Here is an 11,703-nt window from a genome sequence, read left to right as displayed (position 1 = left end):
GGAGAGATTTTTATGATTATCGATATGCATCTTCATCCGATTTTTTATAAACCAATCTGTGAGGACGCAGAAGAGCTGGAATTTCGAAAAAATAGTTTTGGCGTCTGGAAACAGGGACCAATGGAATGGGATGAAGTCTTTGTAGAAATGGATTACGGCGGCATCGAGAAGTCAGCGCTGCTTCCGCTGGATATTACGACAACCGAAGGCGGATATATAGTAACGAATGAACAGGTGGCGAGACTTCAATCCATCTATCCGGACCGTCTCATCGGTTTTGCCAGCGTGGACCCGCATCGCCCGGATGCAAAAGAAGTATTACGCCACGCCTTCGATGACTTGGGTCTTCAGGGGCTGAAACTGAATCCGTCGAAACAGAAATTTTATCCGGCGGAAGAATTGCTGGAGCCGATTTATGAAATTTGTGAGAGCCGGAATAAACCGATCATTTTTCATGCGGGAACGTCCTGGGAGCCGAATACGCCGGCTGAATATTCCCATCCGCTGGCATTTGAGAAAGTTTTCATCCGTCATCCGGAACTGCGCTGCTGTCTGGCTCATTTTGCCTGGCCGTGGGTTCGGGAAATGGTCATGCTGATGATTAAATATCCGAATGTTTATACGGATACTTCGGTTTTATATATGGATTCACCGGAAGAGTCGATGGAGCGGCTGTTTACCGTGGATATGGGACCGCGCTGGTATGAGCGTGGGTTTGGCAGGCAGGTCATGTTTGCGTCGAATACGCCGAGATTTCGGGCATTTAAACTGAAACGGGCGCTGGATAAGATTCCGATGAGGGAATCGGCGCGAAAAGACCTTTATGCGGGAAATGCAATACGGTTCTTAACCGGAGAGAGGTAGAAAATATGGTTGTTTTAAAAAAAATTCATCGTTTGAGCAAAAGTGTGGAAGAATATATGAATATAACGGAAGAGGTGCATCGCATTGTTGAAGAAAGCGGTGTTAAAAATGGCCATGTAGCAGTGCTTACGGCACACACGACAACGGGAATTATGGTAAATGAAGCACTGCCGTGTGTCGAGACGGATATCAGCGAAATGCTGGAACGAATGGTACCGCTGGATGTGCCTTATGCCCATGCTCATTTTCTTCCGGATTACGGCGCCACCGGCAATAATTCTCAGGGTCACTTAAAAAGTATGCTGATGGGAAACCATTGTATGTTCCCTGTTATTGATGGAAAAATTGTCTGCGGCGGAGCCCAGGAAATATATCTGGTCGATTTTGACGGACCGCAGGCGCGCACCGTTTATGTGGAAGTTATGGGTGAAGCCTGATTATTAATTACAAATATGAGCATGGATTTCTACAATTTGATGCATACATTCTCTGGTTTGGCAGATAATAAATCGAAACATTAATGATTACGTTATATGGAGGAGTTTTTATATGAAAGCTACGGGAATTGTGAGGAGAATTGATGATTTAGGCCGGGTTGTCGTACCAAAGGAAATTCGTAAAACGCTGCATATTCGGGAGGGAGATCCATTGGAGATCTTTACGGACCGTGAAGGTGAAATTATATTGAAAAAATATTCTCCGATTGGAGAATTGGGGGCATTTGCCCGTCAGTATGCGGAAGCTCTGGCTCATAGTACAGGACATATAGTGAGTATTACGGACCGGGATAATCATATTGCCGTAGCCGGAAACGGTAAACGGGAATTGATGAACAAGGCGGTGAGTAAATCTCTGGATGGTGTAATTGAAAAACGTAAGCTGGTTTCAGCTTCCAGTTCAGAGAAGGATTATGTGCCCCTTATTGAAAGCGAGGGGGAGTCTTATGCGCATCAGGTCATCTGTCCGATTATTTCGGAAGGTGATGCCATTGGTTCGGTGATTATTGCGAGCAAGGATGAAAAGAATGTCATGGGTGATGTGGAAAAGAAACTGGCGGCTGCCGCAGCCGGTTTTCTTGGACGGCAGATTGAACAGTAGCCGGATGACAAAGTGTGGATAAAATGCAGGCTGAGATGGGACAAAAAATAGGGAAAAATGGCACTGTTTCAGCCTGTTTTGTTTGACTTCCAATGAAAAATATATTACAATATTTTTCATAGGGGAGGGGATAAAGCAATGGAAGAAATACTGCATCATCTTTTACACGAGGTTGTTACATATTCGGCGATGGGGTTTGAGTGGATTGGCGTTATCATTGTTGCAATTTCCGGTGTTCGTGGTGTGATTGAATTATTTAAAAAGAATCCGGATATTGACTTGCATCTGAGTCAGGGCATGGCAGTGGCTTTGCAGTTTATGCTCTGCGCCGAAATTGTCAAGCTGATTACGATTGGTGATTTGACAGATATCATTTTAGTACTCGGCATCGTAGTTTTGCATATTGCAATCACATTGCTTGTTGCTTATGAGCTGAAACATAAGAAACATGAACGGCATGAGCGGCACGAATATCGTGAGAAGAAACTTCACGAACAGCAGATTCATGCGCAGCAGCTCGAAGGACAGGGGGCTAAAGCTTCAGATGCGCCAAAAGAGTAATAAAATATAGAATGAAAACGGTAAGAGACTATCATTTTCACCACATTCGGTGATAGTGATAGTCTCTTTGAGCAATAGGAAGCCGGCGATGTCCGGAAGTAAAATTATAAGAGGTCAGGCATGGATGTACATGAATTATTACTAAAAGTTCAGAATAAAGAAATGGATTTAAATGCAGCAGAAGAATATTTAAAGAAATTACCGTATGAAGATCTGGGCTTTGCCAAGCTGGATCATCATCGGGCGTTGCGTTCCGGTTTTGGTGAGGTCGTTTATTGTGCGGGAAAGACGACGGAGCATCTGGTAAAGATTTTCCAGAGTTTCAGTGAGCGTAAAAGCAATGTTCTTGGCACGCGGGCATCGAAGGAACAGTATGAGGCCGTTCGAGCCGTGCTTCCGGAAGCCGTTTACGAAGAGCTTTCCAGGACGATTTATCTGCAGTATCATGTGCCGGAATTAGAGGGGCGGATCGCAGTATGTACCGGTGGAACTTCGGATATTCCGGTGGCGGAAGAAGCGGCTCGGACAGCGGAATTTTTTGGATGTTATGTGGACCGGATTTATGATGTGGGTGTGGCAGGTATTCATCGTCTGCTTTCCAGGGTGGAGACGATACGCAAGGCAAATTGTGTGGTGGCGATCGCCGGAATGGAAGGGGCGTTGGCAGGAGTCATCGCCGGACTTGTGGATAAGCCGGTCATCGCGGTGCCTACATCTGTCGGCTATGGGGCAAATATGCAGGGAATGTCGGCCTTATTGACAATGATCAATTCCTGTGCCGAAGGTGTGGCGGTTGTCAATATTGATAATGGATTTGGCGCTGGCTATATGTCTGCTCAGATTAATCGGCTGGCGATTGGAGCTAAAGAAAAATGATTTATGCAATCACGAACCGGAAATTGATTTCCGGGGGAGAGGAAGTTTATTTTAAGCAGATTGAAAAGATAGCGGCGGCAAAGCCGGATGGGATGATTCTCCGGGAAAAAGACATGGCGCCGGAGGATTATGAGGTTTATGCGAAACGGTGTCGGGAGATTTGCGGTGCCTGGGAAACACCACTGATTCTCAATCATTTTTGGAAGATTGGGGAAAAGTTAGATATTCGGCGACTGCATCTGTCTATGCCGGTATTTCGGCAGATGGCCGGAGATGCAGATGGGATGGTGGAAACGTATCCGGTCGGGAAGGCGGATGTCTTTAAGGCATGGAAACAGGTTGGCGTATCGGTTCACAGCCGGGAGGAAGCTGTTTATGCAGAAAGACGTGGTGTGGATTACCTGATTGCCGGTCACATATTTTTGACGGATTGTAAAAAAGGCGTTCCGGCCAGAGGACTGGATTTTTTGAAAGAGATATGTGCGTCTGTGGAGATTCCTGTGTTTGCCATTGGCGGTATGAATCTTGAGCATGGACGTATGGCGATGGAAGCGGGGGCTTCTGGCGTATGTATGATGTCAGAGCTCATGGAAAGTGATGCGCCTGGGGAAATCATTAAAAGATTTTCTGGACGCTCCGAATAAAGGATGGTAGAATGTAAGTGACTATTTAATGCAAGGAGGAGACACATTATGTTAATTAAAGCAGAAAACACAGCAGCAATCATTGTCGACGTTCAGGAGAAATTGATGCCTGCTATGTTCAATCAGGAAGAAGTAGAAAAAAATGTTAATCGTTTAGTTGCTGGTTTGAAATTATTGGAAGTCCCAATGATCGTAACACAGCAGTATACAAAAGGTATCGGTATGACGATTCCTTCTGTGATCGAAACCTTTGGTGACGATTTTAGTTATATGGAAAAGACAAGTTTTGGTGTTTACGGGGAAGCGCCGATCAAAGAAGCAATTGACGGCCTTGGAAAGAAAAATATTATCGTTTGCGGTACAGAAACTCACGTATGCGTGCTTCAGACATGCATCCAGTTAAAAGAAGCGGGATACCAGCCGATACTTGTAACCGATGCTGCAGGTTCCAGACATGCGGAAGACCGTAAGTTTGGTATTAAGAGAGCCATTCAGGAAGGTGTTATCGTAACAACTTATGAAGCGCTTCTTTTTGAGTTAATGGGAGGTTCTACCTGCCCCGTATTCCGCCAGATTTCTAAAATCGTAAAATAATGCGGTTTATTATTTCACCGGCTAAAAAGATGAATGAGACTCCGGATATCCTTGAATTTCAGGGATACCCGGAGTTTGTTAAAGATGCGGATATTCTTCGGGAGTATGTGGCGGGACTCTCCTATGAAGAAGCAAAAGCGCTCTGGAAATGCAACGATTCGATTGCCGAATTGAATTTTGAACGATTCCGCTGGATGGATCTGCGGCGGAATCTGACCCCGGCCGTGATGTCCTATGAGGGAATTCAATACCAGTATATGGCTCCGTCGGTTATGGACGAGGCTTCCCTTGATTATCTCCAGGAACATTTGCGGATTTTGTCCGGATTTTACGGGATGCTTAAGCCTATGGACGGCGTCGTTCCTTACCGGCTGGAAATGCAGGCCAGATTAAAGCCGGAATTACAGATACAGCGTCCGTCAGAAAATTCGACAGATGTGGAAGAGGGAACTTATAAAACATTGTATCAGTTTTGGGGCAGACGGCTGGCGGACGCGTTGTTCCGGGAAACGGATATTATCGTCAATCTGGCGTCTAAGGAATACAGTAAGGCCATTGCTGCTTATCTAACACCACAGATTCGGTTTATTACCTGCATTTTTGGAGAATATAAAGGTGGAAAGATTATTGAGAAGGGCACCTTTGCCAAAATGGCCCGGGGTGAGATGGTCCGCTTTATGGCGGAACAGCAGGCCGAATCTCCGGAGACTATGAAAGAATTTGATCGGCTTGGATATCACTTTGCACCCGAAGCGTCTGATGAAAAGACCTATGTGTTTGTGAAATTATTCGGAGGATGAAGCAGAATGGATATTAAGAAAACGGATATGTTGCTGGTCGTTGATATGCAGAATGTCTATCTGCCTGGGCAGAAGTGGACGTGTGACCGGATTCAGGAAGCCATAAAATATATTACAAAACTGGTTAGAACTTTTCCAGAGACCCAGGTGGTTTATACAAAATATATTGCTTCAAAAGACCCGAAGGGCGTGTGGGCTGAGTATAACCGTCTGAATGGGGAAGTAAATGTGAATCAGTGGCTGAATGAATATGTTGACGAACTCAAACCCTATTTAAACGAGGGCAACACCTATGTAAAATCCAAATATTCATGCTGTGAAAATCCGGAACTGCGAGAACGGGTCCGTTGCTGTGAACGGATATTTATTGCAGGCGTGGTGGCGGAATGCTGTGTATTATCTACAATCTATGATTTGATTGATATGGGAAAAAAAGTCGTTTATCTTTCTGAGGGCATTGCCGGAGAAACCAGAGAAAAAGAAGAGATGGTGAAAAATATATTGTCGGGACTTTCGCCATTACATGTGATCTTTCAGTCGTAAGAAGTCGGAAATTTGATGTGTAATTTATCAGAATATGTTTGGGAGCAAGGAATTCAGGCAGGAATTCAAACAGGCCGTGAAGAGGCTAAACGGACAATCGTAGAAAAACTTTTGGGCACGGGATTGGTGTCCGATGAAGTTATCATGGAGGCAGCCGGGATAACGAAAGAAGAGTTAGAGAAGATCAAGAATCCCCTGATTTTGAATGATTTATAGAATATAGAAGATATGTATCGTAAAAACGCAGTTGTCACAGAAGCGGCAGCTGCGTTTTTTCGTAAATGGATATTTAGATTAGTTTTTAGAAGCGGAAGTCCCGTTTGCCATCGGCAATATCTTTCAGGTATTCACGGGTGATTTCGCGGACTTTGTCGCTGGCGACGTTGTCCAGTTCTCTTTGGATTAACTTTTCGCCGTCTTCCCGGGTTTTATCTGAAGCATAGTCCATGAGGTATTCCTTGAGGGTCATGAGAGCGTTCGGCTGGCAGCAGTTGGAAATCTGTCCGGCTTTTAAGAGGGACATGAAGCGGTCGCCAGTGCGTCCTTCACGGTAGCAGGCGGTGCAGAAACTTGGGATAAAGCCCATTTCCAGAAGCCAGTCAATCACTTCATCCAGACTTCTCCGGTCGGTAACGTCAAACTGGGCGGAGTTTTCTTCTTCCGGTTCGGGTTCTACATAGCCGCCGACGCTGGTGCGGGAGCCGCCGCTGATCTGGGAAACACCGAGCTGCAATACCTTTTCGCGGACCCGTTTGGATTCCCGGGTGGAGATAATCATGCCGGTGTATGGTACGGCGATACGGATTAAAGCGACAATTTTCTCGAAAATATCATCCGGGATAGCATTGGAAAAGTCGCTGACATCGATATCATCCGCCGGGCAGACACGAGGGACACTGATTGTATGGGGACCTACGCCCTGAGCCGCTTCCAGATGTTCGGCATGCATAAGGAGACCGACGAAATCATAGCGGTACATGTTCAGGCCAAAAAGGACGCCGATGCCCACATCGTCAATACCGCCTTCCATGGCCCGGTCCATAGCTTCTGTGTGGTAGGCATAGTTGCTTTTTGGGCCGGTCGGATGCAGTTCTTCGTAGCTCTTTTTATTGTAGGTTTCCTGGAACAGGATGTAGGTGCCAATACCGGCTTCCTTTAATTTGCGGTAATTTTCCACAGTTGTAGCCGCAATATTGACATTGACACGACGGATGGCGCCGTTTTTATGCTTAATACTGTAAATAGTGTCAATACATTCCAGAATGTATTCAATCGGATTGTTGACCGGATCCTCTCCCGCTTCAAGAGCCAGACGTTTATGGCCCATATCCTGAAGGGCGATAACTTCCCGGCGAACCTCATCCTGAGTCAGTTTTTTACGGGCAATATGTTTGTTTTTTGCATGATAAGGACAATAGGTGCAGCCGTTGACACAGTAGTTCGAGAGATACAGCGGCGCAAACATAACGATGCGGTTGCCGTAAAAGCGGTCTTTGATCTTTTTGGCCAGATGAAACATTTTTTCAATTTCATCCGGCAGATCACATTCCAGAAGAACGGCGGCTTCCCGGTGACTGATGCCCTTCATGTTTTCGGCTTTTTTTAAAATTTCATCAACAAGTTCCCGGTTATTTTTATTTTCTCGGGCATATCGAAGGCAGTCCTGAATTTCCTCATCATTAATAAATTCTTCGGCTTTCAGTGATTTTACATCATACATAAAAATTTTCTCCTTTTCATTGGTTAAATCTTAGAATAAACCGTCTTGGTACTTACATCAGGAATCATCCCCAGTTTGCCGGAAAGGGCGCTGATGACATTTTGCGGAGCATCGATGACAATACTGATAATGGACAGTTCCCGTTTTGGATAAGGAATCCCCATGCGGCCGAGAATGTATGGAGAATATTCGTGAAGAATGTCATTGATTCGAGGCGCAGCCTCCGGATTTTCTACGATGATGCCGATAACGGCAATACGTGTGTCCATAAAAACCTCCATTTTAAATTTAAAAACCCTGTCCGTAAAATGCCGGACAGGGTAAGGGTAGACATATTATGCTACAATTCATCCTTATCTTCGCTTTCGGGCGTACCCTGAGGTTCAGCAGGTTTATTTGTTCTATTGTTTCTGGTGGATTTGCCGGGAGACGTATCTTACGGCGCACCTTTTTATTTACGCGAGCAACGAGCCAAGCAGCCGCACTTGTGCGGATATTTGGCGAATGTCGCGATAACGAGTGAAACTCGCGAAGCGTGTTTCATCTCGTTTAGTATAAGAAAATTTTTCTCAAAAGTCAATGGGAATGGAAATCAATCTATTGAGATATTTTATCTGCCAGACGCATCTTTTTATATCCCATGGCAACCAGAATTTCATCCCATTTCTCAAACAAAGAAGTTCGGGCCAGAGGAATAAGTTTTTGCTCTGCAATAATATTATAATCGTCGGGCACATAATCTAATTCAAAAATAATGTCTGCAGTAAGTTCTGCTTTTAAATCATCTGTTGGCGTGGCTAAGAATAATTTTATGTTTAATAGTACACTGTTATTTTCAATATCCTGAGGCGTTTTTAATTTGGCCTGACAGCTGAGCTTTAAGTCAATACTGTTTTTAATTTCACGGGATATGGTAATATGTGTGCTGATAATTTTTTGATCAATTATTTTTGCATTAATTTCCGACATATGTGATCTTCTCCTCTGTAGTAAAAATAGAATCATCATTATATAATGTTTGGATTCTGTTATCTATTCCGCTCTCCCAATTCATGTGTTGTGTTGCATATGGAATATAGATGATTGTTTCTTTAAAATTTTTGGCTTTATTAAAAGAGTTTTCAATGGCCTGTGTAACGTATTGATTTAACGTGATTTTTTGATTTGCTGCGGCTAGTGCTGCTTTTTTATGAAGAGCCGGAGGAATTCTGACATTAAAAGATCCCTTGAACTCTTTATCCGGACTTTTACCGATTTTTTTACACAGTTCCAGATAGTTGTCGATGCATTGTGTAAATGTTGCTTTTAATTCGTCAATGGATGTTCCGTGAAAATTCAACGAATCTGCAATGCCGAATACTTCCCCGACAAATATATTATCTTCTGCATCATATTCAATGGATGCGTGATACCCTTTATATTCTAACATTGAATTCATTTAATCACCTTCCTGCAATTTATTTGAGTTCGCCGATATCCTTTAAAAATTGTATCGTTTTTTTTATTTGATAAGTATATAATTCATTTCCGGGATGGGGTTCATCAAATTGTAATATACGCATCGTTTTTTTGTGAACAAAACCAATTCCGGATCCCCGGCCTCCGGAAAATTTATCACAGCCGCATTTTCCCATAAGGATATCCAGTTCCCTTTTTGAAAAATTTTTAGGTATGGGTTTTCTGCATAGTTTATTAAGCAAATCACTTTTCTTAGGCATCTATATGTATCACCACCATTGTTAGCAACTAATTTTTAGTTGCTTAATTATACCACAATGAAATGAAGATAGCAATACATTTTGTTTGACAAAATAAGACAGGCAATCTTTGATTTTTGACTATCAAATTGGATGCCTGTCTTATATCTATGTTAATTAATGATGGAAGTTTGCAGATTGACCGTTTTCAATAGCTTCCAGAAGTCGGATTGCCCGGGCATATTTTTCGAACCTCCGGGCCATTTTTTCGTCCACCCAATCCAGTCGGGTAGAATCTGAATTATGTCGGAGGTCCGCCAGTTTGACTTTGCGGGCCAGAGGGCAGGTGGAGATTCGGGAAATGTAATCCATATAGTCTTCCGCCGGGTTATGAGTCAGGAGGGTCAGGGCCGTCAGTATGTCTTCATGAAAGCCTTCGCGGGCCAGATCATCGATGGTCAGATCGGTATCTTCAACCACATCATGGAGCAGTGCGGTAATGACGGAATTTTCATCAGTCATTGATTCGGCCACATGCATCGGGTGATAGATATAAGGAAGCCCGGTTTTATCTACCTGCCCGGCATGGGCATCATAAGCAATCCGCATGGCTTTTCGAGTCATAGGAGTGTAGATCATGGTTTAATCCTCTTTGCGGTGTTTCCAGATTTCATGGGCAAGGTTTGGAATGGAGAATTTTTCCGATGGGCGGAAACGACGTCCATTCAGGAAAACGCCCTTGATTTTTGTTGTTTTGATTTCCTCTTTTGGAATGGAAAGGATATCTTTATCCAAAACAAGGAAGTTGGCTTTTTTACCTTTTTCCAGACTGCCGTAATAATTATCGTCAAAGGCGCTGCGGGCCGGCCAGATAGTATAGGTTTTCAAAGCTTCCATCGGGGTCAGGGCCTGCTCAGGATTCGGGTGGTTACAGCAGATATGGATACCTTCAATAGGGTCCGGAATGGTGCAAGGCGCATCACTGCCGGAAGTAACGAGCAGTCCGGCATGGATCATATCCCGGAGCGGCAAAATCTGTTTTGCACGTTCGCCGAGGATGGATTCCAGATAGGCTTCCGGTTCCTGAGGCCAGTCTAAAAAGGCTGGTTGTACGGCGATGGTAATGCCAAGCTCTGCAGCTTTTCGGATAGCTTCGGCGTTCATCAGATCACCGTGAATCAAAATGTGGCGTGCATCTTTGCGCGGATAATCTTTTAATGCAGTTTCGTAGGCGTTTAATGCCTGTGTCACAGCCGCGTCACCGATGGCATGCATCGTGATCTGAAGTCCGGACCGATTGGCTTTGATACAGAAATCATTGACTTCTTCCTGAGAATAGGCAAGGAAACCCTTATTATCCGGGCAATTGGTGTAGCCTTCGGACAAAGCAGCGTCCTCCGAACCAAAGCAGCCGTCCAGCGCCAGAGAGAAACATCCGCCGATATGGGCCATTTTCCGTTTGACAACCTTATCCACATCCATTGTCTGGAAAAAGACGGTAAACTTCTGAGGCAAAGCCCGGCGGACAATATTGATCGTATCAATGTCAATATCGTTTTTATAGCCTACGCCTTCCACGGTATGTATGTAGCCAATACCTTTGGAAGCAAGGCTTTCTGCCGCATCCTGCATGCCATGGAGCAGAGTGATCGGGGACACCTTCTGTGTGATAAAGTTGACGCCTTTGTAGAAAGCATTCTGATAGAGCCATCCGGTAGCAGAATCAAAGCCCGGATCAGCCAGAACTTCCAGAGGAAAGAGGTCGATCAGAGCGGAGTTGGCAACGGCAGCATGACCGTCATATTTAACGATGAGTAATGGCAGGTCGGTCATAGCATCCAGATCTTTCATTTCTGGCAGACGTTTTTCCACGACAGTGTGGGCGCTGCAGCCGTAGGCCGGAAGAAACCTGGCCTTTGGATGGGTGTCTGTCCAGGCGCGGAGCATGTCGCCCATTTCCTCAAAGTTTTTAGCGTTCCGCACATCGACTGTCGTACGGAACAGGGCGTAACTTTCAAAGTGCATATGGGTATCTGAAAATGCAGGTACGATGGTACAGCCATGCATATCAATTTTCGGGCAATCTGCCAGGTTTTCCGGGATATTGTCGCCGGTATACGCAATCTTATCTCCATCGATAGCCATGACAGAAAAACAGGTATTTTCTTCATCGCAGGAAATAAAATGGCCGTTTGTTAAAACTTTCATAAAATCGTCCCCTTCCTAATTCAATGATTATTTTCATTATACTCCAAAAAACTGCCGGGGGAAAGATAGTTTTCATTGACAATTCTTAGGTTTAGGTA

16 protein-coding genes are annotated in these 11,703 nt (G+C 44.5%); 10 read left to right on the top strand and 6 right to left on the bottom strand.

Annotated features, from left to right (window positions below):
• Positions 1 to 12 precede the first annotated feature (12 nt).
• The 10 genes from EV212_RS10060 to EV212_RS10015 all read left to right on the top strand — a co-directional run bounded on the left by EV212_RS10060 (position 13) and on the right by EV212_RS10015 (position 6,196).
• Positions 13 to 864, top strand: a complete 852-nt coding sequence (locus tag EV212_RS10060) for an amidohydrolase family protein (protein WP_132092685.1) — start codon at positions 13 to 15, stop codon at positions 862 to 864.
• A 5-nt stretch (positions 865 to 869) separates the two neighbouring features.
• Positions 870 to 1,301, top strand: a complete 432-nt coding sequence (locus tag EV212_RS10055; RefSeq protein ID WP_132092682.1) for a secondary thiamine-phosphate synthase enzyme YjbQ — start codon at positions 870 to 872, stop codon at positions 1,299 to 1,301.
• Positions 1,302 to 1,413: 112 nt separating this feature from the next.
• Positions 1,414 to 1,962 (top strand): stage V sporulation protein T, encoded by a 549-nt coding sequence (gene spoVT, locus EV212_RS10050; protein WP_132092679.1) that lies wholly within the window; start codon positions 1,414 to 1,416, stop codon positions 1,960 to 1,962.
• Positions 1,963 to 2,100: 138 nt separating this feature from the next.
• Positions 2,101 to 2,523, top strand: coding sequence for a DUF1622 domain-containing protein (locus EV212_RS10045; RefSeq protein ID WP_132092676.1), 423 nt, complete (start codon positions 2,101 to 2,103; stop codon positions 2,521 to 2,523).
• 120 nt (positions 2,524 to 2,643) lie between these two features.
• Positions 2,644 to 3,399: a nickel pincer cofactor biosynthesis protein LarB gene (gene larB / locus EV212_RS10040; RefSeq protein ID WP_132092673.1), complete on the top strand. Its 756-nt coding sequence runs from the start codon at positions 2,644 to 2,646 to the stop codon at positions 3,397 to 3,399.
• On the top strand, positions 3,396 to 4,043 hold the full coding sequence (locus EV212_RS10035) for a thiamine phosphate synthase (RefSeq protein ID WP_132092670.1): 648 nt from the start codon (positions 3,396 to 3,398) through the stop codon (positions 4,041 to 4,043). The genes larB and EV212_RS10035 overlap by 4 nt, the downstream gene beginning before the upstream one ends.
• A 48-nt stretch (positions 4,044 to 4,091) precedes the next feature.
• Positions 4,092 to 4,637, top strand: a complete 546-nt coding sequence (locus EV212_RS10030) for a hydrolase (RefSeq protein ID WP_132092667.1) — start codon at positions 4,092 to 4,094, stop codon at positions 4,635 to 4,637.
• A complete protein-coding gene (locus EV212_RS10025) occupies positions 4,637 to 5,437 on the top strand; it encodes a YaaA family protein (protein ID WP_132092664.1) in 801 nt (266 codons plus the stop codon). Before EV212_RS10030 ends, EV212_RS10025 begins: the two co-directional genes overlap by 1 nt.
• A 6-nt stretch (positions 5,438 to 5,443) precedes the next feature.
• Positions 5,444 to 5,980, top strand: coding sequence for a cysteine hydrolase family protein (locus EV212_RS10020; protein ID WP_132092661.1), 537 nt, complete (start codon positions 5,444 to 5,446; stop codon positions 5,978 to 5,980).
• A gap of 15 nt (positions 5,981 to 5,995) precedes the next feature.
• Entirely contained in the window at positions 5,996 to 6,196 is a 201-nt protein-coding gene (locus tag EV212_RS10015) for a hypothetical protein (RefSeq protein WP_132092658.1), read from the top strand.
• Between the two features lie 85 nt (positions 6,197 to 6,281).
• Here the strand turns inward: EV212_RS10015 and hydG are convergent, their stop codons facing one another.
• The 6 genes from hydG to EV212_RS09980 all read right to left on the bottom strand — a co-directional run bounded on the left by hydG (position 6,282) and on the right by EV212_RS09980 (position 11,605).
• Positions 6,282 to 7,700: a [FeFe] hydrogenase H-cluster radical SAM maturase HydG gene (hydG, locus tag EV212_RS10010; RefSeq protein WP_132092655.1), complete on the bottom strand. Its 1,419-nt coding sequence runs from the start codon at positions 7,698 to 7,700 to the stop codon at positions 6,282 to 6,284.
• Positions 7,701 to 7,723: 23 nt separating this feature from the next.
• On the bottom strand, positions 7,724 to 7,969 hold the full coding sequence (locus EV212_RS10005) for a TM1266 family iron-only hydrogenase system putative regulator (protein WP_132092652.1): 246 nt from the start codon (positions 7,967 to 7,969) through the stop codon (positions 7,724 to 7,726).
• A gap of 328 nt (positions 7,970 to 8,297) precedes the next feature.
• On the bottom strand, positions 8,298 to 8,669 hold the full coding sequence (locus EV212_RS10000) for a hypothetical protein (RefSeq protein ID WP_132092649.1): 372 nt from the start codon (positions 8,667 to 8,669) through the stop codon (positions 8,298 to 8,300).
• Positions 8,656 to 9,138 carry a type II toxin-antitoxin system HicB family antitoxin gene (locus tag EV212_RS09995; RefSeq protein ID WP_132092646.1) on the bottom strand — a complete coding sequence of 161 codons (483 nt, stop codon included), beginning with the start codon at positions 9,136 to 9,138 and terminating at the stop codon, positions 8,656 to 8,658. The genes EV212_RS10000 and EV212_RS09995 overlap by 14 nt, the downstream gene beginning before the upstream one ends.
• Positions 9,139 to 9,574: 436 nt before the next feature.
• Entirely contained in the window at positions 9,575 to 10,036 is a 462-nt protein-coding gene (locus tag EV212_RS09985) for an HD domain-containing protein (protein ID WP_132092640.1), read from the bottom strand.
• Between the two features lie 3 nt (positions 10,037 to 10,039).
• Positions 10,040 to 11,605 carry an amidohydrolase gene (locus EV212_RS09980; RefSeq protein WP_132092637.1) on the bottom strand — a complete coding sequence of 522 codons (1,566 nt, stop codon included), beginning with the start codon at positions 11,603 to 11,605 and terminating at the stop codon, positions 10,040 to 10,042.
• Positions 11,606 to 11,703 lie beyond the last annotated feature (98 nt).

Source organism: Frisingicoccus caecimuris, assembly GCF_004340975.1.
GTDB classification, from domain to species: Bacteria; Bacillota; Clostridia; order Lachnospirales; family Lachnospiraceae; genus Frisingicoccus; species Frisingicoccus caecimuris.
Note: the sequence above shows the minus strand (reverse complement) of the source record. Positions and strands in the feature narration are given on the sequence as shown.